This window comes from Pseudomonas sp. C 49-2, from assembly GCF_003970195.1.
GTDB lineage: Bacteria > Pseudomonadota > Gammaproteobacteria > Pseudomonadales > Pseudomonadaceae > Aquipseudomonas > Aquipseudomonas canadensis.
This window is the reverse complement of the sequence record NZ_RXYG01000010.1, coordinates 78,359-104,341: the sequence shown is the minus strand read 5'-3', so window position 1 is coordinate 104,341 and position 25,983 is coordinate 78,359. Positions and strand designations below refer to the sequence as shown.

The following is a 25,983-nucleotide window of genomic DNA, read 5'->3' as shown; positions in this document are numbered from 1 at the left end:
GCTGACGTATGAATAACGGCGCCGGAGAAGACGAGCGCAGGGTCGCCAACGCGGCCCACGAACTCTTCCTGCTCGGTCGCAAAACCGTTAAAGCCCGCGCCGTGTTGGCTGCGCTGCAGGACCAGTTGAATGACGCGAACAATCGTCTGGAGGACGCTCAGCACGTCGAACAATTGATCGAAGCCAATCAGCAGTTGGTGCTGGCAATACTCCTTGCGCAATCCGATGCGACTGCGGCGCCTCAGGTCGAGGAGCAGCAGCTGTTCCAGGAACTGCGCGAAGCGAATGCGCAGTTGGTAATCGCCGCGCTCAGCGCTCAGGACCTTCAGGGCACCGCCGAACGTGCGCTGGGCCAGCAGAAAAGTATCCTGGCGATGGTGGCCCATGAACTGCGCAACCCGCTGACACCCATCAGCATGATCGCCGAGCGCATGGTCAGGTTGCCCAGCGACCAACTGCCGCGCATGCGCGAGTTGATCGAAGGCCAGGTTCAGCATATATCCCAGTTGGTCGACGACCTGCTGGATGTGTCGCGCGCCAGCACCGGCAAGCTGCGCATCCACTGCCGTGAGGTGGACATGCTGCGCATCCTCAATGCTGCTGTCGATACCTGTAGTCCAGTGATGGTCGCGCGTAACCAGCAATTTGATGTGGCGCTTCCCGACGCTAGTCTGCTGATGAACGGCGACCCGGTGAGGCTTGCGCAGATACTGCACAACTTGCTGGGTAACGCAGCCAAGTACACCCAAGTGGGTGGCAAAATCTCGATGGTTGTCACCGTCGAGGCCGAGCAGGTGAGGATCAGCATTTGTGACAACGGCATCGGTGTGACCGCCAAGGCTTTGCCGTTCATTTTTGATCCTTACGTGCAAGACGCGCACGCTATCGGTTTCAACAGTGCAGGCCTGGGTATTGGCTTGACCGTCGTGCGCGAACTGGTGGAAGCCCACGGCGGCACGGTGACGGGCGTGAGTGAGGGCCACGGCAAGGGCAGCGAGTTTGTGGTGATGCTGCCGCTATTGGCATAACGGGGCGAGCGCGCGGCACCAAATTGGCTTATGAGGGTCCATAAGCTCCGCCCGATCGCCTGAGGTCGCGCGTCTGTCGGCTCAGCGCCTCGGAGCCTGTCGTCCGTTTCACCCTCACCATAAGATCTAACGCATGTACCTACGCAACATTGCAGTCGGGCTGTCGGCCCTTGTTTTGCTTTGCGCCGCTGTCGACGCTCGCAGCCTGGCCAATCCCTATTCCCCCGCGCAGCAACGCAGTTCGTTTGAAGGTTGCGCGCAACTTTTCCCCGCCACCACGCCGATCAAAACCGCCACCGTCCCGGCATCGATGAAGCCTCTGGCGCTGTGCTCCGACACCTTTGCGGTGCTGTACTCGCAAACCAGCAAGACGCCGCTGGTGGTGGTCGAACGTCTGAACGCCGCGCAGTTGAAAGACGCCAAAGGCGAGGAACGCACCAACCAGTTCTACCCCGACCCACGCATCCCCAAGGCGGGGCGCGCGGAGCTGAGTGACTACCGCAGCCAGCATCCGGCGGTGGACCGCGGCCACCAGGCTCCGGCCGCTGATGCGCCTGACGCCCACGCCATGGCCCAGTCGTTCGCGCTGTCGAACATGGTGCCGCAAGACCCGACCAACAACCGCAAGATCTGGAGCAAGGTCGAGGCCGACGTGCGCAAGTTCGCCAAGCGTGCTGGCGGCGATGTGTATGTGTTCACCGGCCCGTTGTTCGATGCTGGCTACGGCACCATCGGCGACAACAAGGTCTGGGTGCCGACGCGCCTGTTCAAGCTGGTGTACGACGCCTCCAGCAAACGTGCCTGGGCGTATGTGCTGCCCAATGCGGAGACGCGCATTCAAAGGCCGATGGATTACGAGACGTTTGTGAAGAGCACCGGGCTCAGGTTGTTGGGGGATCTTCCGGTGTCGGGGTCGGTGGGGCGGGGTTGACCAAGCCTCTTTTTCCAATGGCACATAAATTTTTTGTGGTGAGCGGGCTTGTCGAATCGTCGCACCGCCCGCGCTGGGCTGCGAAGCGGCCCTAAATTCTGGCGACTCGGTTTAACTGACGATGCTCGGTGTTTTTAATGGGGCCGCTTCGCAGCCCAGCGCGGGACAAGCCCGCTCACCACAATGTCTTGGGTTGGGGTTTATACTCGCGCCCATTCAAACCTACCGAGATACCCCATGAACACCTCTGTTCCTCTCGCTCCCGTGCGCAAGCCCGTTGCGCCGTTGGTGGCCTTTATCATCCTGGTGCTGGGCGCCCTGTTCCTGCAAAACAGCGTCGGCTCGCACCAGGTGCTGTTGCTGGTGGTTGGCGCGGCACTGGGTTTGACCCTCTACCACGCCGCCTTTGGGTTTACCTCGGCCTGGCGCGTGTTCATCAATGATCGCCGTGGCGCCGGTTTGCGTGCGCAGATGGTGATGCTGGCGATCGCGGTGCTGTTGTTCTTCCCGGCGTTGGGGGCGGGCAGTTTGTTCGGGCAGCCGGTGGTCGGGCTGGTGGCGCCGGCCGGGGTGTCGGTGGTGTTTGGGGCGTTCATCTTTGGCATCGGCATGCAGTTGGGCGGCGGGTGTGCGTCGGGGACGCTGTTCACCGTGGGCGGCGGCAATGCGCGCATGCTGGTGACGTTGTTCTTCTTTATCTGTGGTTCGCTGATCGCCACGCACCACGTGGACTGGTGGTTTGCGCTGCCGGCCTTCCCGGCGGTGTCCATCGTCAAGAGCTTCGGCGTGGTGCCGGCGATGGGCCTGAGCCTGGCGGTGTTCGCGATCATTGCGCTGGTGACCGTGCGCCTGGAGAAGCGCCGTCATGGTCAATTGGAGGAGAGCGTGAAAAGCGAGCACCAAGGCCTGCGCCGCTTTCTGCGCGGACCGTGGCCATTGGTGTGGGGCGCCATCGGCCTGGCTTTGCTCAACTACGCCACCCTGGCATTGGCAGGGCGGCCTTGGGGCATTACCTCGGCGTTTGCGCTGTGGGGGGCCAAAGTCGCCAGTGGCTTGGGTGTGGACGTAGCCAGCTGGGCGTTCTGGCAGATGCAGGGCAACGCCAAGGCGCTGGCTGCGCCGGTGTGGGAAGACATCACCAGCGTGATGGATATCGGTATCGTCCTCGGCGCGTTGTTGGCCGCCGGCCTGGCCGGGCGTTTCGCCCCCAGCCTGAAGATTCCGGCGCGCTCACTGGTGGCTGCGGTGATCGGCGGCCTGCTGCTCGGCTACGGTTCGCGCTTGGCGTACGGCTGCAACATCGGCGCGTACTTCAGCGGCATCGCCTCGGGCAGCCTGCATGGCTGGGTATGGCTGGTGGCGGCGTTCATTGGCAACAGCGTGGGTGTGCGTCTGCGACCGTATTTCTTTGCGGGTGAGCGGCCGCAGGTGGCATTGAGCGGTTGCTGAATCAGCTTTCCGGGGAACTGTCTGGCGCCTGAGCCGCTTCAGCCGCCAGCTTTTCCCGATCCGCCTTGCTGATGTATTTATCCTTTTTCTTCGGCGCCAATTTCGCGTTGGCCTTCCTGGCTTTTTCCTTGAAGAGCTGCTGGAGTTTTTTCTGGCGGTTCATGTCGTTCTACCCGGGTTGTTCAGGCTCGGGATGATACCAGCTTCGCTCACTGGGTCGCTTTTTAGCGCCGATCTGTGCATTGAATCGCCTGTCCTTTCGCCAATAATCGGGTGCTCCACCGCACAACGGAAGTCACCAGATGAGCCTCCACATCCGCACTAAACGCCTGACCGTCCCACAATTGGTTGCCATGAAAGGGCAGCAGAAAATCGTCTCTCTGACGGCCTACTCCAGTGCCATCGCCAAGCTGATCGATCCGTTGGTCGATTTCATCCTGATCGGCGATTCCACGGCCATGGTCGGTTATGGCCGGCCTTCGACCTTGAGCATGCAGCTTGAAGAAATCATCGGCCACACCCGCGCCGTGGTCGACAGCACGCGCCTGGCGTGTGTCATTGCCGACATGCCGTTTGGCAGTTATCAGGAATCCAACGAGCAGGCCTTTCGCAATTGCGCCCAGGTGCTGGCGCGCACGGGCTGCGATGCCGTGAAGCTGGAGGCCAACCAGGCCTTGGCCGGCACTGTCGAATTCCTGGTGGCGCGGGGTATTCCGGTGATGGCCCATATAGGACTGATGCCGCAATTCATCAACGTGATGGGCGGCTTCAAGGCCCAGGGCCTCACCGCTGAAGCCGGCGCACGGATTGCCGAGGACGCACGGGCCAATCTGCAGGCGGGGGCGTTCAGCCTGGTGCTCGAAGGCGTGGCTGAAGGCGTGGCCCGTCAGATCACCCTCGACTCGAAAATGCCGACTATCGGCATCGGCGCATCACCGGCCTGCGACGGCCAAGTGCTGGTCACCGAAGATGTGCTGGGCCTGGGCGGTGAACACCTGCCGCGCTTCGTCAAACAGTACGCGGATGTGGGGGCAGTGATCCGCGACGCCTGCGAGCGGTTTGCCGAAGACGTTCGCCACGGCCGCTTCCCAGAGGCGCGGCACTGCTACGGGCTCTGACGAACCGCGTGCGACAACTGCTCCACGGCCTGGGCGATATCCTTGCTCCAATCGAGGGTGAAGCTCAGGCGCAGGTGCTGTTTCCAGCTGCCTTGCTGGCTGAACAGTTCACCGGGGGCGATGACGATGCGCTCGGCCAGCAAGCGTTCGAGCACCTGGCGCATGTCGACCGGGTGCGTCGCCGCAAGCCAGAAGCACGCGCCGCCTTGCGGAGTCATGACCTCAAAGGCGCCCTGGGCGTATTCGTCCAGCAGGTTTTTCATGCGGATCATGCACTCGTGCAGCAAGGCCCGCAGCTTGTGCAGGTGCGCGTCGATGCGTTTGGAGGTGTACAGCTTGGCGATCGCTTTCTGACGGATCGGTGAGAGGCGAAACGCCCGTTCCAGGAACAAACGCTGCAACTGCGGCTCACACGCACGGCACAGCACATAACCATAGGGGGCTTCCGAGCCGATCACCTTGTCGAAGGTCGAGAAAACCAGCAGCTTCTGTGGGTCGGCAAAGTCGCGATAGCGCGCCGGTTGGGGCGCGAAATACAAGTCGCCGTACGTGTCGTTTTCGAACAACCAGATAGCCCGCTCCGCCAGCCACCGGCAGACCTGCTGCTTATCCTCGGCGGGCATGCGGCTGCCGTGGGGAATGTTCACGGTGGATGACAGCACTGCCAGGCGGACGGGCGTATGTTCGAGCAGTTCATTCAGGGCCAGCAGGTCGAAACGACCGTTGTGGTCCAGGTGCAGTTCGATCACACGGATGTTCGCCGCCTGCAACTGGCGCAGGATCGCCCACGAACACGGCGACTCTACCAGCGCCACGCTGCCTGCCAGGTCCAGGGCGTTGAGCGCCAGCTCCAACACACTGTGCAGGTCCGCACCGATGTACACCTGATCGGCCTGCCAGTAGTTGCCCGTGGAACAGGTGTAGCGTTCAGCCAATGCCGCGCGCAACTCGGGCTCGCCGAAGGGCAAGTACTGCGGTGTCAGGGCACGCGGGTAGTGGCGGGCCAGTTCGCGCTCGATCATCAGCAGCGGGTTTTCCAGCGACAGCAGGATGGCCGGGACGTCGGCGCTCAAGGCCAGCATGCCCGGTTGGCGGGAGTTGGCGAAGACCTGGTCGAGCAGGTTGGATGAGCGTTCAGTCGACAAAGGCGCGGGTATCCACCGCGTGAAATAACCGAGCTTGGGCCGTGCGTAGATCCGTCCCTCATCCTCCAGCAACGAATAGGCGTATTTGGTGGTCGACACCGACACGCCGAGGCGCTGCGCCAATTGGCGCAGGGACGGCAGTTTTTGCTCGCTTTGCGCGGGGCCAGCCTCGATCAGCTCGACGAGGTAGCGGTACACCGCTTGATAGGCGAAAGCGGTGTCCTTGGGGTTAGCCATGCGTACTCAAGAGCCGACGGTCGTGTGCGCGTCAGCGCTCTGCGGCTTATGCATGACAAACGTTGCCTTTACCCGTCTGGAGACCAGCATGTAAGGCACCCATATGAACAAGGCGATCAATGTCCGTGCCAGCTCTTTTGTCGTGTTGGCGTCGAAGATGGGTTCATCTACGAACACTAATGAGCACACCCAGGCATCGAGCGGAATGAACACCGCCGACGCAATCACCGTCGCGATATAAACCTTGGGAAATAGATAGTGCTCGGTGATGAAGAGGTAAATGAGGTACGCGTAGGTGGCGACAAACAACACATTAATCAGCGCTTCCGACACCAGAATCGGCGCCCACAACGGGTTGTACAACTCAGTCCCAGGCGTCGACAGCAGGGTAAAGGTGCCATCCGCAAAAACAGGGTAATGCACCGCAAGCAGGCTATAGGCCGTGCGGGAAATCGAGATGACCAGGCCTATTACAATGAGCACGAGCCAGCCTCGTAACCCTCTCAACTCTTCGCTTTCTTGCATGTTGCGCTCCATGGGTGACTCAGTTGATCAATGGCTGAACGATTGCTGCAGAAACGCAGTCATCAGTCCTACCACCTGTTGTTGGATCTCTGCCCTTGGCCGAGCCCCTTCTCCATCCCGGCAAATCATGCCATCGCCCGGCGAACTTTCTTCAATCAGCTCCATGCCGCCCGGCTTGCAGATCGACATGAACGTGAAGTGAGTGGCGTCGCCGATCTCCACGTACTGGGTCGAGGCTTTGGGCAGGCGCTTGACCAGCGCGGCGGACTCCAGGTTAGGGTCCATATCTTCCGTGGGCACGCCACCCGCGATCACCAGCGCCGGTACGGAAAGTGTGGCCAGACTGGCGTCGGTGAAGCCGGGCGCGAGGCCCAGGTCCAGGGACACAATGGCGGTGACGCGTTTGTCGCTCAAGTCAGCGGCCAACTGGACTTTGCCTTCGGGTGTGCCGGCGGGGTTCATCTCGTGGTAACCCATGCAGCCGCCGAGCTTCGGGTGTGCGTCGCAGGCTTGGGTGAACAGATCGGGATCGAAACGCGCGCCGGCAATCTCAAGCACGGTCCAACCGCCGAGGGAGTGGCCGACGGCGGCAATGCGATTTTTTGCCACCGCGCCAAATTGCTTGGGCTGGGCCAGGACCGCATCAATGGCACGGCTCAGGTCGGCCGGGCGTTTCCATAGTTGAGCGGCGGCCTGCGGGCTGCGATCTTTGGTGGTGGTGCCAGGGTGGTTGACTGCCGCCACGATGTAACCTTTGTGCGCCAAGGCACTGGCCAACCACACCTGTTTGCCCCAATTACCGCCGTAGCCGTGGGAGAGCACGACCAAAGGATGCTCACCGGCAGCCGGTGGTGCATCTATCACAGCGAGGGCGCCGATGAACACCCCGTTGTCGGCGATCAGCTGGGGTTTTGCGGTGGTTGCAGCAGCGGGATACCAGACCACCATTTCCAGCGGGCGGCTGGTCTGCGCGTCGGGCAGGGTGGTGGTCTTGAAGCCGACAGGGCTTTCGGCCGCGAGGGCGGGCGTGGTCAGGCAAAACACAAGCAGGGCGCGCAAGGCGGTTTTCATTGTTGTTATCTTCCTTGATTTTGGTCGCGCATCATTACCTGAAACCGATCGTCTGGGTACCCCCCTTTACCCTTGGTATTTGCCAACCCAACCCCATAACTTGCCTGTATCCATTGCGCGGAAGAACCGACCATGACCAACCCAACCGAAACCGCCATCCTCGCCGGCGGCTGCTTCTGGGGCATGCAAGACCTGTTGCGTCGCTACCCCGGCGTGCTGCACACCCGCGTCGGCTACACCGGCGGCGATGTGCCGAATGCCACCTACCGCAACCATGGCAACCATGCGGAGGCGATCGAGATCGTGTTTGACCCGGCGGTAATCAGTTATCGGCAGATTCTGGAGTTCTTCTTCCAGATCCATGACCCGAGCACGCCTAACCGGCAGGGGAATGATTTGGGGCCGAGCTATCGGTCGGCGATTTATTACCTGAGTGAGCAGCAGCGTGACATTGCCGAAGACACGGCTGCGGATGTGGATGCATCGAAGTTATGGCCAGGGCGGGTGGTGACGGAGATTGAGCCGGCGGGGCCGTTTTGGGAGGCAGAGCCGGAGCATCAGGATTACCTGGAGCGGATTCCCAACGGGTATACCTGCCACTTTATTCGGCCGAACTGGAAGTTGCCGAAGCGCGGTTAAGACAGGGCAACGGCATAACACTAAAGGGGGCGAGTCAATCCGTCCCCTTTACGGTCAGCCAGCACAACTCTGCTTGTCGATTTCGAATCGCCCAACCTCTTTTACGTTTTTACTGCCAAAAATGTAAATGAAGGTGCCGCCCAGTGTGAGAATTGACGAGTCTTTTGGCATCTGCGCGGCGCAAATAGCCTGGGTGATGTCTGAGAATGTCGCGTCCAAGTCAAAGCTATCAGGCTGGGTATCGTAATTGACCAGCGTGTAATAGAACCTTATCGCGTGGCTGTTGGCCGCTTCCGCCCGGTCGAACCTTATGTCCTCGTTGACCATTCGATTACGAGCCGTCGTTCGCGCGGTCAGGATGATCAGGTCGCTGAGGTAGCTGGGTTTGCTGGGCTCGGGTGTCTCTTCGAAGGCCTGTTTTATCAGCACGCCGGCCAAACCTGCGAACAGCAATCCCCACGCCGAATACCAAAACACCTTCTTGGTTTTTTCTGTTGCCACGTCATCGTTTCCTTGTGTCCCAGGGCAGCACTATCGGCTGTTCCCTGGCTAAATCCATGGGGTAATAGAGCCCATGTTGACACAACACCGATGAATCGAGAAAACACCAAACCATCGTCAGGGCGTCAGGATTTGCCGTACGCCATGTACTCATTCTGCAACACGATGTGGTCCGCTACATACTTCGCGTCGTGCCACACCCCGTAGATAAACGATGACGCGCGGTTGACCAGATTCGGCAGGCCTAAAAAGTAAATCCCGCTTTGCGCCGAGATCCCGCGCTTGTGGAACGGCTCGCCTTTCTCATCGAATGCATCGACCTTCAACCAGCTGAAATCGAACGTGAAGCCAGTGGCCCAGAGGATTGTGGTCACGCCCGCTTCTGCCAGGTCCAGGCTCAACACTGGGTTCACCAAACACTCAGGATCTGGCAACAACTCCCAGGCCTGCGGTTCCGGGGGAAACGGCAACCCGTTCGCTTCGATATAGGCATCTGCATCGCGCAGCACATCAAAGTAGGCGCGATCCCCTTGAGCCACGTTCTCGGCCAAGCCGGGTTGGAAGGTCATGACGCCGTCTTTCCAATCCTCGGTGACGCCCACCAGATGAATCCCTTGGTGCGCCAGGCGGCGGAAGTCGACGGTCTTGCCGCCTTCGTAACCGCTGACCGCAAAGGCGACGTGCTTCTTCTTCGGCTGGATTTTGACTTCATCCCACAGGCCCAATGCACCCAGCCACCAGCAGTAGTCACGGCCGCGATAGGCGCGGGGAGGGCGGTAGTGTTCGCCCACCGAGAGGTACACGGTCTTGCCGGCCTTTTGCAGTTCTTCGGCGATTTGCGAGCCGGAGGCGCCAGCGCCGACGACCAGCACGGCGCCCTCGGGGAGTTGGCCGGGGTTCTTGTAGGTGCAAGAGTGCAGTTGATGCAGCGGCGCGGTGCTCGGGACGATGTTCGGGATGGAAGGGCGCTGGAACGGGCCGGTGGCGGCGACCACATTGGCGGCTTCGATCACGCCGGTCGATGTGGTCACCTTGAAGCCCGGTCGTCCCACATGACGCTCTACCTGCTGCACCTCGACGCCAGTACGCACGGGGGCCTGCAATTTGTCCACGTAGGCTTCGAAGTAGTCGGCCATACGCTCTTTGGGGGGGAAGGCTTCCGGCGAAATGCCTTCGAATGTGAGGCCGGGAAACCGGTCATGCCAGGCCGGCCCGTTAGCGACCAGGGAGTCCCAGCGCTCTGAACGCCAGCGTTCGGCGATGCGGTGGCGTTCCAGCACGATATGCGGCACGCCCATCAGCGACAGGTGTTCACTCATGGCGACGCCGGCCTGGCCTGCGCCGACGACCAGGGTGTTGATGGTTTCTACTGACATGGTCGGTTCCCGAGGATAGGTTAACTATTTGTGGTGAGCGGGCTTGCCCCGTGCTGGGGCGCGTAGCGGCCCTGATCAAGTCATGGCGTTCTTTCAGGCAAACCTCGCTGTCAGGTGTGGGGCCGCTTCGCACCCCAGCGCGGGGCAAGCCCGCTCACCACAACAGCTCGGCTGTCTCTGAAGCTTATGTTTCTAAAAGCTCGGCCACGGCCGTGAGTGCCAGTTGGTAACCCAGCGCCCCCAACCCGGCGATCACACCGGTGGCGGCCTTGGACACGTAGGAGTGGTGCCGGAAGCGTTCGCGCTTCCAGATATTGCTCATGTGCGCTTCGATGATCGGACCGTCGAAGGCCAGCAGCGCATCAAGGATCGGCACCGAGCTGTAGCTGAGCCCGGCGGCGTTGATCACGATGGCGTCGGCGTTCAGTCGTGCCTCTTGAATCCAGTCCACCAGCACGCCTTCATGGTTGCTTTGGCGAAAATCCAAGGTCAGGCCCAGGGTCGCGGCGAGGTCTTGGCAGCGGGCTTGGATGCTGGCGAAGCTTTCGCTGCCGTAGGTGCCGGCTTTGTCCAGGCCGTAGAGGTTGGCGTTGGGCCCGTTGAGGAAAAACACAGGGTGGGTCATGGCGTACTCCAGGTTATTCAGGGCTGCCAGTCATCCGGCACAACCGCAATCACGTCGATTTCCATCAACCACTCCGGCTGGCCCAAGCCCGAGATCACCAGCCCGGTCGAGATCGGGAATACGCCTTTGAGCCACTTGCCGACTTCCTGGTACACCGGCTCGCGGTAGCGCGGGTCGATCAGGTAGGTGGTGGTCTTCACGATGTGCGACAGATCAGAACCCGCCTCTTCCAGCAGTTGCTTGACGTTCTTCATCGCCTGTTCGGCCTGGGCGCGTGGATCGCCGAGACCAACCAAGTTGCCGTCGAAATCAGTGCCGATCTGGCCGCGCACATAAATGGTGTTGCCGGCGCGCACGGCTTGGCACAGGTCGTTGTCCAGCGTCTGGTTGGGGTAGGTCTGTTGGGTGTTGAACATGCGGATGCGGGTGTGGGTCGGCATAACGGCAACTCATGGGAAGCGGGATGCCGCCAGCTTCACACTGGCCCGGTTACGACGAAACCAGCATTTGTGCGGGGTAGTGCTTAGGAAAAACCGAAGCCCGTGCAACTCATCGCCTGGCGCCTGACCCGGCACGAACCCTGCAACGCTTCCGGTACAGTCATTGTTGAGGGGCAGGCGTGATGCTCAGTCGTATTACTCAGCGTCAACTGGAGTATTTCGTTGCGTCGGGAGAGGCGGGCAGCATCAGTGCTGCCGCTGAACGCATCCACGTGTCGTCGCCGTCGATCTCGGCGGCGATCACCCATATGGAGGCCGAGCTGGGCATCCAGCTGTTTATCCGCCACCACGCCCAGGGCATTTCCCTCACGGCGGTGGGGCGCCTGGTGATGCAGGAAGCCAAGCTGATCCTGGAGCAGATGACCAACCTTTACACCATCGCGTCGGAGTCCTTGAACACCGTGCGCGGGCCGTTGCGGGTCGGCTGCCTGGCGTCGCTGGCGCCGATGATCACGCCGGAATTGGTGTTTGGTTTCGGCCGTGCGTTTCCCGGCGTGCGGCTGACGCAAGCCGAAGGCAACCACGAAGAGTTGCTGGAAAAACTGCGCAGTGGTGAGCTTGATATCGCCCTGACCTACGACCTAGTGACCAGCCCGGACATCGACTTCCAGCCCCTGGCGCAGCTGCCGCCCTATGTGATGGTCGGCGAGTATCACCCGCTGGCGAACTCGCCGGCTGTGAGCATGCAAGACCTTGAGGCCTACCCGGTGGTGCTGCTCGACACACCGTGGAGCCGCGACTATTTCCTTAGCCTGTTTATCCAGGCCGGCACCACGCCGAACATCATCATGCGTTCCACCAACCTCGAAACGGTGCGTGCCATGGTGGGCAACGGCATCGGTTATTCCTTCGCGAATGCGCGGCCGAAATCGAACCTGTCCCAGGACGGCAAGCGCGTGATCCGCCTGCGCCTGGCCGGCGCCCACCGGCCGATGCGCCTGGGCTACGCCACGGCCAGCAACACTCAGCTGTCGCGCGTGGTGTCGGCGTTTGCCGAGCGCTGCCGCATGTTTGTGTCCGACCAGTACATCCCCGGCATGGCGCCGCCGAGCTTTTTTGATCCGCATGCAGTACGGGCGATGGCGGTGTGAGCTGAGATTGCACCAGTAAGTGGCGTGCGCAATACGGCCAATTCAAGCCTGCACCAAAGGTGGGAGGGGGCTTGCCCCCGAAAGCGGTGTGTCAGCTACCTATCAGTTGGCTGACCCATCGCCATCGGGGGCAAGCCCCCTCCCACATTGGATTTTGGTTGCTCTCAGGCTGCATAGGTTCTGCCTACCCAGTGCCCCGGCTTTTACGAATTGACCCCAACCGCCTCCCCCACGACTCTGAACCCATCGATGTAGATCAACTTCTCAGGGCACAGCGACGATGACATTCGACTGGAATTACATGTTTGGTTTGCTGGGCGATGCCGAGTTCTGGCGCGCGACGTGGACGGTGATCAAGCTCAGTACCCTGACCTGGGTCTTGAGCATCGGCCTGGGCTTTCTGCTGGCGCTGGCCAAGCAATCCAGGCACGGCCTGCTCAGCGTGCCGGCGCGTGGTTATATCTGGCTGTTCCGCAGCCTGCCGCTGCTGGTGCTGCTGATCTTTATCTACAACCTGCCGCAAGCGTTGCCCGGCACCTCGGCGATCCTGGCCGACCCGTTCTGGTCCGGCCTGCTGGCGCTGGTGATCTGCGAGACTGCCTACGTGGCCGAGATCCATCGCGGTGGCCTGCTCTCGATCCCCAAAGGGCAGGGCGAAGCGGCGCGGGCGCTGGGCCTGAAGTTCTTCGGCACCCAATGGCGCGTAGTGATTCCCCAGGCATTGCGGGTGGCGTTGCCATCGCTGGCCAACGAATACATCTCCATCGTCAAGCTCACCTCGTTGGTGTCGGTGATCTCGCTGACCGAGATCCTGATGGTCGGCCAGCGTCTGTATTCGCAGAACTTCCTGGTGATCGAGACCATGGCGGCGGTGGCTTTCTTCTACGTGTTTATCGTCACGGTGTTCGACTTCCTGCTTAAACGCCTGGAGCGCTTTCTCGACGTCAACCAGCGCAACGTCTCCCGCGTTCCCGATGCAGCGGTGCTGGCTCTGTCCACCCAACAGCGCATCGCCTTGGCGCGCCCGGCCAGCAACGGCGAACCCGCGTTGCAAGCCGCACGGCTGCACAAAGCCTACAACGATATCGAGGTGCTGGGCTCGGTCAACCTGCAGATCCAACCCGGCGAAGTGGTGTCGGTGATCGGCCCGTCCGGCTCTGGCAAAACCACGCTGATCCGCCTGCTCAACGGCCTTGAACAACTGGATAACGGCGAGATCAGGATCAACGGCCAGCCCTTTATTCACCTGAACAAAGTCGGCGCGCAGAAACCCCAGTACATCGAGCACGCCGAACATCGCCTGAACATCGGCATGGTGTTCCAGAGCTTCAACCTGTTCCCGCATTTGAGCGTGCTCGACAACCTGCTGATGGCGCCGAAATACCATCGGCTGGGCGCGACGTCCGAGCTCAAGCAACAGGCCTACGCACTGCTGCACAAGGTCGGCATGCTCGACCATGCCTGGAAATACCCGCACCAGCTGTCCGGCGGCCAACAACAACGCGTGGCCATCGCCCGCGCCTTGATGATGCGCCCGCAGATCATGCTGTTCGACGAGCCCACCTCGGCCCTCGACCCGGAGAAAGTCAACGAAGTGCTGCAAGTCATCGAAGCCCTGGCCGAGGAGGGCATCACCATGGTGATTGTCACCCACGAGATGAACTTCGCCTTCAAGGTCTCCGACCGCATCGTGTTCATGGAGAAGGGCCGCGTGGTCTGCGACGACACGCCGGGCGCCTTGCGCAGCGGCCACAACCCACGCGTAGAGGCGTTCCTCAAGGACGTCTCGCTGGCGTGACCTTTCAACGTTCAGGAAAAACACAATGATCGAGCAAGCGCAAATCGAACAATTCCAGCGTGACGGTTTCTTGGTGGTCGAATGCGTGTTGTCGCCGGAAGAAGTGGCCGCGTTGCAGCACGATTTCGACCAGTGGGTCGAAGAAAGCCGCAGCCACGCGCAGGGCTGGGGCGCCACCGTCGATGGCCGCGAGCGTTTTGATCTGGAGGGCGATCACCGCGCCGATCACCCGTCGCTGCGCCGGGTCAGTTCGCCCACCGAGATTTCAGCGGCCTATGAGCGTGTGGCGTTGCACTCACGCATGGCGGCGATTTCCGCGCAGTTGATCGGCGCCCACGGCACGCGCTTTCACCACAGCAAGATCAACTCGAAACTGCCCCATACGGCGACCCAGGTGAAGTGGCACCAGGACTTCCTGTTCACGCCCCACAGCAACGACGATATCGTCACCGCCTTGCTGATGGTCAGCGAAGTGACCCCGGAAAACGGCCCGCTGAACGTGATCCCCGGCAGCCACAAAGGCCCGCTGTGGTCACACTGGCAGCACCAGCGTTTTACCGGTTCGGTGGACGACGCTGTCGTCGAAGAACACTGCCAGCAAGCGGTGGCCTGCTACGGTCCCGCGGGCTCCGTGTGCTTCATGCACACCCGCCTTTTGCATGCTTCCAGCCCTAACGAGACCGAACTGCCGCGCACCCTCTTCATCAGCGTGTACGCCGCTGAAGACGCGCTGCCATTCGGCGAAAACCCTCTGCCCAGCGCACATGCCGGCCTGCTGGTGGCCGGTGAAGAAAGTGGCTTGGTGCGTTCCACGGACAACCACATGCGCTTGCCGCAAAAGCCCCGTGGCGCTTCGTTCTTCGTGCAACAGGCCGGACAAGACTCAGCCACTGCCTAGCCACATTCCTTGCTACTTACTAAAACCTTGCAGGTAATCACCATGACAGCGTTTCGTAAAAGTGTTCGTCCCCTTGCCGTGTGCCTGCTGGGCGCTGCGGTTGCGATGACTTCGTTGGCGGCTTCGGCGTTCCAGCAGGACGGCAAGATCATCGCCGGTTCCGACGTAACGTTCTTCCCCTATGAGTACATGGATAACAACAAGCCCGCGGGCTTTGACATCGAGTTCATGGACGGCCTGGGCAAGGTCATGGGCCGCAAGGTCGAGACCCTCGACACGCGCTTCCCCAACCTGATCACCGGCTTGCAAGCCGGGCGTTTCGATGTGACCAACTCGTCGATGTACATCACGGCGGAGCGGGTCAAGGTCATCGACATGATCCCTTACCTCAAGAGCGGCGAGTCGATCCTCACCCTCAAGGACAGCAGCTTCCAGCCCAAGACCCCGGAAGAGTTCTGCGGCCACAAGATCGGCTCGATGGGCGCCACGTCGTGGTTGGCGCAGATGAACAAGCTGTCGGCCGAGTACTGCGTGGCCAAGGGCCTGAAGCCGATCCAGATCAGCGAATACAGCACCGACCCGCAAACCACCCAGGCCCTGCTGGCCCACGCGGTTGAAGCGCAGATCACCGACGCTGCCGTGGCCCGTGGCGTGATCGACAAGCTCGGCAGCCGCGTGGTGATTTCCTCCGACACGCTGATCTACCCGGTGCTGAACGGCTTCGGCGTGAAGAAGGGCAATGACACGGTGAAAAAAGCCTTGCTTGAAGGCCTGGAAAAATACCGCGCTACGCCGGAATACGCCGCTTTGCTCAAGAAGTACAACTTCGAAGCGCCTACCGATGCGGACATCGCGGCACTGATGCCGAAGTAAACCTATCAGCGCGTGCCGCATTCGCATGCGGCCGCGCCCTGCGGAGACCGATTCATGGCGTTATCCCACGAAGACCAGACGCGCATCGACCTGGCGGCGACCTTTCGCATCATCGCGCACCTGGGCATGCATGAAGCGGTGGCCAACCACTTCAGCGCCGCCGTATCGGCCGATGGCAAACAGTTTTTGCTCAACCCGAAGTGGAAGCACTTCTCCCGTATCCGCGCCAGTGATCTGTTGCTGCTGAACGCCGACGATTCATCCTGTGCCGATCACCCGAATGTGGACGCCACCGCCTGGTCAATCCATGGGCAAATTCATCGGCTGCTGCCGCAAACCCGCGCGGTGCTGCATTTGCACCCGGTCTACACCACCGCCGTGGCATGCCTGGCCAAGCCGCATGTCCCGCCGATCGACCAGAACACCGCGCGCTATTTCAACCGCGTGGCGGTGGACGAGCTGTACGGCGGCATGGCCGACACCGAGGCCGAAGGCGCGCGCCTGGCCGGGCTGCTGGATGGCAAGAGTCGGCTGCTGATGGGCAACCACGGCGTGATGGTCACGGCGGGTTCCATCGGTGAAGCGTTTGACGATATCTGGACCCTGGAGCGCGCCTGCCAGATCCTCGTCACCGCCTGGTCCACCGGGCAGCCGTTGCGGGTGTTGTCCGATGAAGTGGCGGAAAAAACCGCGCGCGGCTGGGAAGGTATTGCCGATTTCTCGCGCCAGCACTTTGAAGAAATGAAGCAGTTGATGATCGACGCAGACCCTTCCGTGCTCGACTGAGGACTCCACATGACTTTTTCGGTTGTCGCCCGCTGCGCCGAGACGGGCCAGTTGGGCATCGCCATCAGCTCATCGAGCATTGCTGTGGGCGCGCGTTGCCCGTGGTTGCGGCCCGGCGTGGGGGCGGTGGCGTCGCAGAACATCACCTTGCCGAGCCTGGGGCCGCAAGTGCTGGACCTGTTGGAGCAGGGGGTAGCGCCGAGTGAGGCGCTGACCGCCTTGGCTGGGCAGGATCACAGTGAATATCGCCAGGTGACGGTGATTGATAACGCAGGCCGCACGGCGCATTTCAGCGGCGCGCAGACCCTGGGCATCCACCATGCGGTGAGTGGCGAGCAGTGTGTGGCGGCGGGGAATATGCTCGCCCAACCTGCTGTGATCGACGCCATGGTGGCGGCTTTCGAACAGGCCTCCGGACATCTGGCCGACCGCCTGCTGGCGGCGATGCACGCCGGTTTGGCAGGCGGTGGTGAAGCGGGGCCGGTGCATTCTGCGGCACTGGTGGTGGTGGATGACCTCTTGTGGCCCATCGTCAACCTGCGCGTGGACTGGGCGGATGAAGACCCCATCGGCGCCCTCGACCAGCTCTGGCAGGCTTATCGCGGGCAGTTGCAGGCCTACATCGACCGCGCCATCAACCCACAGACCGCACCCGGCTACGCCGTACCGGGAGACGACCGATGAACAGCCGCGACCTGCTGGCGCAACTGGTGCGTTTTGACACCACCAGCCGCGAATCCAACCTGGCCTTGATCGACTTTGTGCGCACGTATTTGCAGGACCAGGGCGTGGCCTGCGAGCTGGTGTACAACGAACACAAGAGCAAGGCCAATCTGCTCGCGACTATCGGCCCGGCAGAAGTGCCCGGTATTGTGTTGTCCGGGCACACCGACGTGGTGCCGGTGGATGGGCAGCGCTGGAGCGTGGCGCCGTTTGACCTCACCGAGAAAGACGGCAAGTTGTACGGCCGTGGCACGGCGGACATGAAGGGTTATATCGCCTGTGTGCTGGCGTGTGTGCCGGCCCTGGCGAAGGCTTCACTGCGCATGCCGGTGCACATTGCGCTGTCGTATGACGAAGAAGTCGGTTGCCTGGGTGTGCGTTCGCTGATCGAGCGATTCCATGGGCAACCGGTCAAACCGCTGCTGTGCGTGATCGGCGAACCCACCGAACTCAAGCCTGTACTCGGCCACAAGGGCAAACTGGCGATGCGTTGCCACGTGCACGGTGCGGCGTGCCATTCGGCCTATGCGCCGACGGGCGTGAATGCCATTGAATACGCCGCGCGCTTGATCAGCGAACTGGTGCGACTCGGTGAAGCGCTCAAGGCGCCGCAGCATCTGGATCAGCGTTTTGATCCGGCATTTTCCACGGTGCAGACCGGCCTTATCAACGGCGGCAAGGCCCTGAATATCGTCCCGCAGGACTGCAGTTTCGACTTCGAAGTGCGCTCCTTGCCGACTCAGGATCCCTGGCAGGTTGCCCGGCAATTACAGGTATACGCCGAGCAAACCCTGCTGCCGGCGATGCGGGCGGTGAGTGGGCAATCGGCGATCAGTCTCAGCAAGTTGTCCAGCTATCCAGGGTTGGCCACGTCGTTGGAAAGTCAGGCCGCCGACTGGGTGGCGCAGTTCTGCGGCTCAAGTGAATTCGGCACCGTGGCTTTTGGCACTGAAGGTGGGCTGTTCGACCAAGCCGGCATTCCCACGGTGGTCTGCGGGCCGGGCAGCATGGAGCAGGGGCACAAGCCGGACGAGTTCATCAGCGTGGCGCAGTTGCAGGCCTGTGATCGGATGCTGGCGCGGGTGCTGGGGTTTGTGAGCCAGCCTGCAAACTAAGGTATACACGGCCCATACCCAGGTAGGATTCCGAGCGTTGTAGCCCCGTCGCACACTGTTTGGCAGGCGAGACATTCGCCTTCAAACAACAGGAGAGCGACCATGACAACCCTACTGAAAGCCCCGACCGAAGAACTGGTGCCGTCGCGCTACGCAGTGCGCGTCGGCGAAATTGATGTGCTGGTGATCAGTGACGGCGAGCGGTGAGTTGTTCGTGGCTACCCACCTGCCGTTTCCGTCCGTGGGGCGGGTGGTGGTGGATGGGGATGCGTTTCGCTGGGTGGCGGCGTTTTGGGGCTTTTGATGGTTGGCCGAGTTTTTTTGGGGGAGCAGGCTTTGGTGGTGAGCAGGCTTTTATGTGGTGAACAGCCTTTTGTGGTGAGCGGGCTTGCCCCGCGCTGGGCTGCGCAGCGGCCCCCCCTAAAGCCAGCGCATTTTTCCTGCAAAAACGCGTTAGCCGTTTTGGGGCTGCTTCGCAGCTCAGCGCGGGGCAAGCCCGCTCACCACAGCAAGTCCGCTCAACATACAGAGGCCCGCTCAGCATAGGGCCAAGTTATGGCCGTTATACCTTCGCCACGCCTACTCGCCACTGCGCGGGCGGCAAAATCCCATTCACCAGGTAATTCCCCACAATCCGCGATTTGTACACGCGCGGGTTGTGGTTCGCCAGGGTTCGCGCGTTTCGCCACAGCCGGTCCAGCGCCTTGTTGCTGGCGGTGGCACTGGCGCCCAGTGCATCGAACAGCGCCGTGGTGGCCGCCAGTGTCGCATCCACCACCGGGTTCACTGCCAGGCACACTTCCAATTCAGCCAGCGCAACCTGCGGATCGTCATCGTGCAACGGCTGGTCATGGGCGATCACATACCGCGCGGTGTGCTCCAGCCGTTGCGCCGCTTGCTGGGCGATGGCTTGCGCGGCGTAGGCCTGGCTGGCGACTTCACCGATCACTTGCAGCAGTTGTACGTCCTGGCCGGCGGTGTCGGCATTGCCGGTGGTGAAGGTGCGCGCGCGTTGGCTGAGTTCCTCGGCACCACTGAGGGCGGCGCGGCGGGCGATGCCGGCGAGGGTGCTGAGGTGGTAGAGCTGGAAGAACGACTGGCCGTGGCCAAAGCGCTGTTGGGTGGGGCGTACGTCGTCATCCACCACGGGCGCGTTATCGAAGATGCAGGTGCCGCTGGCGGTGAGGCGTTGGCCGAAGCCATTCCAGTCGTCGACGATCTGCACACCGGTAGCCTTGAGGTCGACGACTACGCTGTAGATCGTGCCGTCTTCGCCCGTCGCGATGGTGTTGATCAAGTCGCTGTAGAGCGCGCCGGTGGTGTAGAACTTTCTGCCGCTGATGCGCAAGGCGCCGGCTTCGTCACGACGCAGGCGGGTTTCGAAATCGCCACGGGCCTGGTTGCCGACTTCAGTGCTGCCGGGAGAGAGCAGGGCACCCTTGCCGAGCCGGTCCAGCCACTTGTCGCGCCAATCCAAGTCCTTGGCGCTGAGCACGTCTTCGCAAAAACCGAAGTGCCCGCGCAGGGCTTGGGTGATGTTGGAGTCGGCGGCGGACAACTCTGTGAGCAGCGCCAGCAACTCGACCAACGTTGCATCCTGGCCACCATAACTCGCTGGCAGGCGCCAGCGCGGCAGGCCCAAGGCGTTCAGTTGCTGGATCACGGTGGCGAGGCTGCCGCGTGTCTGATCCGCCACCGCCGCCTGCGCGAGAATCTGCGCAAAGAGCGGGCGAAACGGTGCGGCCAGTTGTTCGTAACGGGCAGTGGGCGGTGCGCCCCAGATGTTCAAAGCGGGAATCGACATGCAATGGACCTTGCAGAAAATGGTTCAGATGCTGGGGTCCAGTGGTCTGGTGAGCTCACCCTAACTCAGGCGCGGCGAAGTTTTTAATACGAAAAGCAGCTAGCGACCTGTACGACGGTTCTATCGATAGTGCCCAACAGTATTAAACCCCGCGCTTTTATTGCGTTAGCTTCTACGACAAACGACCAGACTGCACGCCCACGGATGGTTGAACCAACCCTCCAACCCTGTGGGATTTTCCATGATCAACCGTCGAACACTGCTGTCTTTGCTGGGCCTGGCCTCTCTTGCTTTGTATGGGCCATCGGCCGGCGCCGCCGAACCGCTGACCCTTACCGTGGGTGACCAGTTCTTCTCCAACCGCATCGTGCTGGAGCTGTCGGGCGAGCTGAAAGACTTGCCCTATAAAATCGACTTCAAGCGCTTCAACACCGGCTCGCCGGTGGCCTCGGCCGTGGCCAGCGGCGCGCTGGACGTAGGCATCGTCGGCGACACCCCGGTGATCAGCCTGGCCGCCAATGGCGCGCCGGTCAAAGTCGTCGCCAGCACCCAGACCAGCCTCGACGGCGTGGGCATCGTGGCGCGCAAGGGCATTCAGTCGGTGGCCGACCTCAAGGGCAAGACCGTCGCCATCTGGAACGGCTCATGGAGCCAGCAACTGGCCTATAAAGCGCTGGATGAAGCCGGGGTGCCGCGCAGCAGCGTCCACTTCAAATACCTGCTGCCGGCCGAGGCCAGCCTGGCGCTGACCCAGGGCGACATCGACGCCTTCGGCACCTGGGAACCCTACGTGTCGCTGCAGGAAAAAGAAGGCAGCACCCTGATCCGCAACGCCAAGGGCCTGATGAGCGCACCCACCTACATCGTCGTCTACGAGCCGGCGCTGGCGCAGAAAAGCGCGATCATCAAGGACTTCATTGCCCGCCTGACGCGCGCTCGGGTGTGGAGCAACACGCACGTTGATGAATACGCCGAAGCCTGGTCGAAGGCCAACCAGTCGGCGCCGGAAATCGCCAAAGTGTGGTTCAAGCGCGACGCGATCAAGGTGCTGCCGATCTCGCCGACGATTATCAGCGAAGCCCAGGCCACGGCGGATTTTCTGGTGGATGCGCAGATGTTGAAGCAGCGGTATGACGTGGCGCCGTTGTTTGATCGGGTGCTTTAATGTGGGAGCTGGCTTGCCTGCGATGGCGGAGTGTCAATCTAGATACCTGCAGCTGACCCACCGCGATCGCGGGCAAGCCAGCTCCCACATTGGATAGACGGTGTTTGCCTTATTACCGCACCAGGCACGGCTGCTTGTTGTTGAAGCGCCACCCCGGAATCAAAAACTGCATCGCCACGCTGTCATCGCGCGCGCCGAGGCCCATGCCTTTGTACACCTCATGGGCCTTGGCGACCGCGTCCATGTCGATCTCCACCCCCAGGCCAGGCTTGCTCGGCACTTTTACATAACCCCCTTCGATTTTCAGCGGCGCCTTGGTCAGGTGCTGGCCGTCCTGCCAGATCCAGTGGGTGTCGATGGCGGTGATGTCGCCCGGTGCTGCGGCGGCGACCTGGGTGAACATCGCCAGGGAAATGTCGAAGTGGTTGTTGGAGTGCGAGCCCCAGGTCAGGCCCCATTCATGGCACATCTGCGCAACGCGTACCGAGCCCTGCATCGTCCAGAAGTGTGGGTCGGCGAGTGGGATGTCCACCGATTGCAGCTGGATCGCGTGGCCCATTTCGCGCCAGTCGGTGGCGATCATGTTGGTGGCGGTTTTCAGGCCGGTGGCGCGGCGGAATTCAGCCATGACTTCGCGGCCCGAGTAGCCGTTTTCGGCACCGCAGGGGTCTTCGGCGTAGGCCAGTACGTGGTGCTGGTCGCGGCACAGGCGAATGGCTTCTTTCAATGACCAGGCGCCGTTCGGGTCGAGGGTGATACGCGCATCCGGGAAGCGTTCTGCCAGGGCGGTGACGGCTTCGATTTCTTCGTCGCCGCTCAGCACGCCGCCTTTGAGCTTGAAGTCATTGAAACCATATTTGGCTTTGGCGGCTTCGGCCAGGCGTACCACGGCGTCGGCCGTCAGCGCGGTTTCGTGGCGCAGGCGGAACCACTCATCGTCGCTGTCGGCTTCGTTGCGGTAGGCCAGGTCGGTGGCACTGCGGTCGCCGACATAAAACAGATAGCCGAGCATTTTTACCGCGTCGCGCTGCTGCCCTTCACCGAGCAAGGCGGCCACCGGGACCTCGAGAAATTGACCCAGCAGGTCGAGCAGCGCGGCTTCCATGGCGGTGACGGCATGGATGGTGATGCGCAGGTCAAAGGTCTGCAAACCACGACCCGCCGCGTCGCGGGAAGCAAAAGTGCTGCGCATCTGGTTGAGGATGCGCTGGTACTGGCCGATGGGTTGGCCGATCACCAGGCTGCGGGCGTCTTCCAGGGTTTCGCGGATGCGTTCGCCGCCGGGCACTTCACCCACGCCGGTATTACCGGAGCTGTCCTTGAGGATGACGATATTGCGTGTGAAATACGGGCCGTGGGCGCCGCTGAGGTTGAGCAGCATGCTGTCGTGGCCGGCGACGGGGATGACCTGGAAGTGAGTAACGACGGGCGTAGTCATGGCATGTTCCTGAATAGTCTTAAAGAGGTTTGCTGAGGGCGGCGCGGGTGGGCACGGCGCTCGGTGAAGCCAGCGCGGCAGAGGGCGCGGTCTTGGCGAAAAACACCAGGATCGCGGCCAGCACCGACGTGCCGGCCAGGCCATAGAGCCCACCCTGGATCGAACCGGTGGTCTGTTCCAGGAAGCCGAAAGTGGTGGGCGCAACGAAGCCGCCCAGGTTGCCGATAGAGTTGATCAACGCGATCACGGCGGCGGCGATACGCACATCCAGGTAGCCCTGGGGAATCGGCCAGAACAGCGACGACGCCGACTTGAAACCGATAGCCGCAAAGCAGATCGCCACAAAGGCAAAGACCGGCCCGCCCGTGGTGGACATGAACATGCCCGCTGCCGCAATCAACAGCGCTGCCGCCACCCAGGCCTGCTGGAACTTGAACTTGCCCGACAACGAGGCGAAGGCGTACATGGCGATGATCGAGATCAGCCAGGGGATCGAGTTGAAGAACCCGACCTGCACATCACTGAGGTCACCCATTTTCTTGATGATGCTCGGCAGCCAGAAGGTGGCGGCGTAGATCGTCAGTTGGATGCAGAAATACAGCGCGCAGAACAGCAGGATCTGGCGGTCCTTGAGCAGCTTGCCGAGGGTCGGCTTGACGGTGGTGAGGGCCTCACGGTCGCGCTGTTCCTGATCGATGGCATTGACCAGCGCGTCCTGCTCTTCGCGGCTCATCCATTTTGCGTCGTGAGGTTTGGAGTCCAGCCAGAACCACACAAAGAAGCCAATCACCACCGAAGCCAAGCCTTCAATGGCGAACATCCATTGCCAGCCGTGGAAGCCAAAGCCCTCGATCTGCAGCAGCACGCCTGACAGCGGGCCGGAAATCAGCGACGCAACCGCCGAGCCGCTCAAAAAGATAGCGATGGCTTTACCGCGTTCCACGCCAGGCAGCCAGCGCGTGAAGTAGTAGATCACCCCTGGAAAGAAACCGGCCTCGGCCACACCCAGCAGGAAGCGCAGGATGTAGAAGTGGGTTTCGTTCTGGATGAACGCCATCAGCGTGGCGACGATGCCCCAGGTGAACATGATGCGGGTCAGCCAGATACGCGCACCGACCTTTTGCAGCAGCATGTTGGAGGGCACTTCGAAGAGGGCGTAGCCGATGAAGAACAGTCCTGCGCCGAAGCCATAGGCGGCGGCGCCGATGCCCAGGTCGTGCTCCATGTGCGTGCGCACAAAGCCGATGTTGACCCGGTCGATGTAGTTGAGGATGAACATGATCACGAACAGCGGCAGCACATGGCGCTTCACTTTGCTCACGGCGCGCGCGAGGACGGGATCACTTTCGGGTACGGCAGATACATGGATTGAATTGGTCACAATTCAAAACTCCCCCTGATTATTTTTATGCGGGTTTGCGTGTCTTGTTGATAGACATCATACAAGTAGACTTCTTGAGATCGCAATCCAGGGGTGAGTGTTTTTCTTCTTATAATGCGGTGTGTGGAACAGAGGTTTTGGTTATTTGCTCAGCGTTTGCTGGGGGTTATGCTGATTTTTTAACGGGATTCTTCCCGGTGGGTACCGTGAGAGGAGTATTTGTGACAGTGAGCGTTAAGTTTGGTTGTCATACAAGTTAATGGTTTTTTCAATCAACCCAGGTTTGACGCCGGACTGGGTGTTAAGCTCCGCACAGCTCAACCCCGTGGACCTGTTGCAATGCCCATTGAAAGTGGAATCTCCCTGCGTAAACGCTCCACCAACCTGGCCCAGGGCGTGGTCGACGCGCTGACCCAGCGCATCCTGCTCGGCCAGTTGAAACCCGGCGAAAAGCTGCCCTCGGAATCCAGCATCGTGGCTGAACATGGCGTGAGCCGAACCGTGGTGCGCGAAGCGATTTCCAAGTTGCAGGCGTCCGGTCTGGTGGAGACTCGTCACGGCATCGGCACCTTCGTGCTGGAACAGCACGCCCAGCAGGGCCTGCGCCTGCATGTGGACACGGTGGCCAGCGTGCGCAACATGCTCGAGCTGCGCCTGGGCCTGGAAGTGCAAGCCGTCGCGCTGGCCGCCTTGCGCAGAACCGACGAACAGCTGGCGCACATGCGCCGGGCACTCGACGACTACCAGGCCTCCCTGGCCAACAACGACAGTTGCGTGGAGGAAGACAAACGCTTTCACCAACTGATCGCCGAGGCCACCGGCAATACCTTCTTCACCGAAATCATGCTGCACCTGGGCAATGCGATGATCCCGCGCACCCAGGTGAAAGGCGATGAGCGTGGCGGCGCCGACTTTGCCCAACTGGGCCAGTTGGCGAACCTGGAACATGAGGCGATCTTCAACGCGATCAAACGCCAGGACCCGGACGCCGCCCGCGCCGCCATGGTGTTGCATCTGACCAACAGCCGGGATCGTTTTTCGGGGGAGCAGGGGCGTTGAACGAACACACCTTATCCCTGCGCCTGGAGCGCGTCGCCGCCAACGTACCGAAGGGCGCGCGCCTGGCCGATATCGGCTCCGATCACGGTTATTTGCCGGTGGCATTGATGCGCCGTGGCCTGATCACGATGGCAGTGGCGGGGGAGGTCGCGACCACACCCTTTCATGCGGCGCAACGTACCGTGCGCGACAACGGTCTGGAGCTGCAGATCAGCGTGCGTCTGGCTGATGGCTTGGCGGCCATGAAGCCCGATGACGGCATCACCGCGATCAGCGTCTGCGGCATGGGCGGCGAGACTGTCCGTGACATTCTCGAAAGCGGTAAGCGGCACCTGAGCGGCCAAGAGCGATTGATCCTGCAACCCAACGGCGGTGAGCAACCGTTGCGCCAATGGCTGATGGATAACGGTTACTCGATCCTTCGAGAAGAGTTGCTGCGCGAAAACCGCTTTTACTACGAGATCATTGTCGCAGAGCGCGCCGGGCCAGTGGCTTACACCGCTGAGCAGCTGTACTTCGGGCCGCTGCAACTGCAGGCGCGCAGCCCGGTGTTCATTGCCAAGTGGCAACGTATGCTGCGCCAAAAACACAAGACCCTGGCCAGCTTCGAGCGCGCTCGGCAAGCGGTGCCGGAAGAGAAGCGAAAAGAGATCGCGCAGCAGGCCAGATGGATTACCGCGCTACTGGCCTGATACCCCTTCATTCAA

26 protein-coding genes and 1 pseudogene are annotated in these 25,983 nt (G+C 61.4%); 16 read left to right on the top strand and 11 right to left on the bottom strand.

Annotation, left to right across the window (positions count from 1 at the left end; translation table 11 throughout):
* Positions 1-8: 8 nt before the first annotated feature.
* The 3 genes from EJ576_RS20330 to EJ576_RS20320 all read left to right on the top strand — a co-directional run bounded on the left by EJ576_RS20330 (position 9) and on the right by EJ576_RS20320 (position 3,408).
* Positions 9-1,028, top strand: a complete 1,020-nt coding sequence (locus EJ576_RS20330; RefSeq protein WP_126570966.1) for a HAMP domain-containing sensor histidine kinase — start codon at positions 9-11, stop codon at positions 1,026-1,028.
* Positions 1,029-1,161: 133 nt separating this feature from the next.
* Positions 1,162-1,959: a DNA/RNA non-specific endonuclease gene (locus EJ576_RS20325; protein ID WP_126570965.1), complete on the top strand. Its 798-nt coding sequence runs from the start codon at positions 1,162-1,164 to the stop codon at positions 1,957-1,959.
* A 237-nt stretch (positions 1,960-2,196) separates the two neighbouring features.
* Positions 2,197-3,408 (top strand): YeeE/YedE family protein, encoded by a 1,212-nt coding sequence (locus EJ576_RS20320; RefSeq protein ID WP_126570964.1) that lies wholly within the window; start codon positions 2,197-2,199, stop codon positions 3,406-3,408.
* Between the two features lies 1 nt (position 3,409).
* On the opposite strand, the gene EJ576_RS20315 is transcribed toward EJ576_RS20320, so the two are convergent.
* Positions 3,410-3,571 carry a DUF2986 domain-containing protein gene (locus EJ576_RS20315; protein ID WP_095016070.1) on the bottom strand — a complete coding sequence of 54 codons (162 nt, stop codon included), beginning with the start codon at positions 3,569-3,571 and terminating at the stop codon, positions 3,410-3,412.
* A 139-nt stretch (positions 3,572-3,710) separates the two neighbouring features.
* Here EJ576_RS20315 and panB point away from each other — a divergent pair, with 139 nt between their 5' ends.
* Positions 3,711-4,526, top strand: coding sequence for a 3-methyl-2-oxobutanoate hydroxymethyltransferase (gene panB / locus EJ576_RS20310; protein ID WP_123474388.1), 816 nt, complete (start codon positions 3,711-3,713; stop codon positions 4,524-4,526).
* Here the strand turns inward: panB and EJ576_RS20305 are convergent.
* From EJ576_RS20305 to EJ576_RS20295, 3 genes are read right to left on the bottom strand one after another with little or no spacing between them, the layout of a single operon-like run.
* Positions 4,514-5,908: a PLP-dependent aminotransferase family protein gene (locus tag EJ576_RS20305; protein ID WP_123474387.1), complete on the bottom strand. Its 1,395-nt coding sequence runs from the start codon at positions 5,906-5,908 to the stop codon at positions 4,514-4,516. The genes panB and EJ576_RS20305 overlap by 13 nt on opposite strands.
* A 6-nt stretch (positions 5,909-5,914) precedes the next feature.
* Complete coding sequence (locus tag EJ576_RS20300; protein WP_122725853.1) at positions 5,915-6,433, bottom strand: DUF2569 domain-containing protein; 519 nt, start codon at positions 6,431-6,433, stop codon at positions 5,915-5,917.
* 27 nt (positions 6,434-6,460) lie between these two features.
* The gene (locus tag EJ576_RS20295; RefSeq protein ID WP_126570963.1) at positions 6,461-7,504 is read right to left on the bottom strand and encodes an alpha/beta fold hydrolase; all 1,044 of its coding nucleotides are present in this window, start codon (positions 7,502-7,504) and stop codon (positions 6,461-6,463) included.
* A 132-nt stretch (positions 7,505-7,636) separates the two neighbouring features.
* Between EJ576_RS20295 and msrA the strand changes: the two genes are divergently transcribed.
* Entirely contained in the window at positions 7,637-8,143 is a 507-nt protein-coding gene (msrA, locus tag EJ576_RS20290; RefSeq protein ID WP_028617199.1) for a peptide-methionine (S)-S-oxide reductase MsrA, read from the top strand.
* Between the two features lie 54 nt (positions 8,144-8,197).
* Here the strand turns inward: msrA and EJ576_RS20285 are convergent, their stop codons facing one another.
* From EJ576_RS20285 to EJ576_RS20270, 4 genes are all read right to left on the bottom strand, one after another.
* On the bottom strand, positions 8,198-8,644 hold the full coding sequence (locus EJ576_RS20285; RefSeq protein ID WP_126570962.1) for a hypothetical protein: 447 nt from the start codon (positions 8,642-8,644) through the stop codon (positions 8,198-8,200).
* Between the two features lie 125 nt (positions 8,645-8,769).
* Complete coding sequence (locus EJ576_RS20280; RefSeq protein ID WP_028617197.1) at positions 8,770-10,020, bottom strand: NAD(P)/FAD-dependent oxidoreductase; 1,251 nt, start codon at positions 10,018-10,020, stop codon at positions 8,770-8,772.
* Positions 10,021-10,204: 184 nt separating this feature from the next.
* Complete coding sequence (locus tag EJ576_RS20275; RefSeq protein ID WP_028617196.1) at positions 10,205-10,645, bottom strand: type II 3-dehydroquinate dehydratase; 441 nt, start codon at positions 10,643-10,645, stop codon at positions 10,205-10,207.
* A 17-nt stretch (positions 10,646-10,662) separates the two neighbouring features.
* Positions 10,663-11,085, bottom strand: coding sequence for a RidA family protein (locus EJ576_RS20270; protein WP_028617195.1), 423 nt, complete (start codon positions 11,083-11,085; stop codon positions 10,663-10,665).
* 182 nt (positions 11,086-11,267) lie between these two features.
* Between EJ576_RS20270 and EJ576_RS20265 the strand changes: the two genes are divergently transcribed.
* From EJ576_RS20265 to EJ576_RS20225, 8 genes and pseudogenes are all read left to right on the top strand, one after another.
* The gene (locus EJ576_RS20265; RefSeq protein ID WP_122725874.1) at positions 11,268-12,236 is read left to right on the top strand and encodes a LysR family transcriptional regulator; all 969 of its coding nucleotides are present in this window, start codon (positions 11,268-11,270) and stop codon (positions 12,234-12,236) included.
* Positions 12,237-12,516: 280 nt separating this feature from the next.
* Positions 12,517-14,034, top strand: coding sequence for an amino acid ABC transporter permease/ATP-binding protein (locus tag EJ576_RS20260; RefSeq protein ID WP_126570961.1), 1,518 nt, complete (start codon positions 12,517-12,519; stop codon positions 14,032-14,034).
* Between the two features lie 25 nt (positions 14,035-14,059).
* Positions 14,060-14,932, top strand: a complete 873-nt coding sequence (locus tag EJ576_RS20255; protein ID WP_126570960.1) for a phytanoyl-CoA dioxygenase family protein — start codon at positions 14,060-14,062, stop codon at positions 14,930-14,932.
* A 42-nt stretch (positions 14,933-14,974) separates the two neighbouring features.
* On the top strand, positions 14,975-15,805 hold the full coding sequence (locus tag EJ576_RS20250) for an ABC transporter substrate-binding protein (protein WP_068932082.1): 831 nt from the start codon (positions 14,975-14,977) through the stop codon (positions 15,803-15,805).
* A gap of 54 nt (positions 15,806-15,859) precedes the next feature.
* Positions 15,860-16,591 carry a class II aldolase and adducin N-terminal domain-containing protein gene (locus EJ576_RS20245; RefSeq protein ID WP_016976447.1) on the top strand — a complete coding sequence of 244 codons (732 nt, stop codon included), beginning with the start codon at positions 15,860-15,862 and terminating at the stop codon, positions 16,589-16,591.
* A 9-nt stretch (positions 16,592-16,600) separates the two neighbouring features.
* Complete coding sequence (locus EJ576_RS20240; RefSeq protein WP_122725882.1) at positions 16,601-17,275, top strand: DUF1028 domain-containing protein; 675 nt, start codon at positions 16,601-16,603, stop codon at positions 17,273-17,275.
* Positions 17,272-18,429 (top strand): acetylornithine deacetylase, encoded by a 1,158-nt coding sequence (argE, locus tag EJ576_RS20235; protein ID WP_126570959.1) that lies wholly within the window; start codon positions 17,272-17,274, stop codon positions 18,427-18,429. The genes EJ576_RS20240 and argE overlap by 4 nt, the downstream gene beginning before the upstream one ends.
* Before the next feature lie 196 nt (positions 18,430-18,625).
* Positions 18,626-18,733, top strand: a pseudogene (locus EJ576_RS20225) (MBL fold metallo-hydrolase); the annotation flags it as partial.
* A 258-nt stretch (positions 18,734-18,991) separates the two neighbouring features.
* On the opposite strand, the gene EJ576_RS20220 reads toward EJ576_RS20225, so the two are convergent.
* Positions 18,992-20,233: an acyl-CoA dehydrogenase family protein gene (locus EJ576_RS20220; RefSeq protein ID WP_126570958.1), complete on the bottom strand. Its 1,242-nt coding sequence runs from the start codon at positions 20,231-20,233 to the stop codon at positions 18,992-18,994.
* Between the two features lie 241 nt (positions 20,234-20,474).
* On the opposite strand from EJ576_RS20220, the gene EJ576_RS20215 reads away from it, so the two are divergent.
* Entirely contained in the window at positions 20,475-21,398 is a 924-nt protein-coding gene (locus EJ576_RS20215; protein WP_126570957.1) for an ABC transporter substrate-binding protein, read from the top strand.
* Positions 21,399-21,510: 112 nt separating this feature from the next.
* Here the strand turns inward: EJ576_RS20215 and gudD are convergent, their stop codons facing one another.
* Both gudD and EJ576_RS20205 read right to left on the bottom strand, forming a co-directional pair.
* Positions 21,511-22,836 carry a glucarate dehydratase gene (gene gudD, locus EJ576_RS20210; protein ID WP_016976454.1) on the bottom strand — a complete coding sequence of 442 codons (1,326 nt, stop codon included), beginning with the start codon at positions 22,834-22,836 and terminating at the stop codon, positions 21,511-21,513.
* A gap of 19 nt (positions 22,837-22,855) precedes the next feature.
* Positions 22,856-24,217, bottom strand: a complete 1,362-nt coding sequence (locus EJ576_RS20205) for an MFS transporter (RefSeq protein WP_122725891.1) — start codon at positions 24,215-24,217, stop codon at positions 22,856-22,858.
* Between the two features lie 339 nt (positions 24,218-24,556).
* Here EJ576_RS20205 and EJ576_RS20200 point away from each other — a divergent pair, with 339 nt between their 5' ends.
* A complete protein-coding gene (locus EJ576_RS20200) occupies positions 24,557-25,276 on the top strand; it encodes a FadR/GntR family transcriptional regulator (RefSeq protein WP_123474375.1) in 720 nt (239 codons plus the stop codon).
* The gene (locus EJ576_RS20195) at positions 25,273-25,968 is read left to right on the top strand and encodes a tRNA (adenine(22)-N(1))-methyltransferase TrmK (RefSeq protein WP_126570956.1); all 696 of its coding nucleotides are present in this window, start codon (positions 25,273-25,275) and stop codon (positions 25,966-25,968) included. Before EJ576_RS20200 ends, EJ576_RS20195 begins: the two co-directional genes overlap by 4 nt.
* Positions 25,969-25,983: the final 15 nt, after the last annotated feature.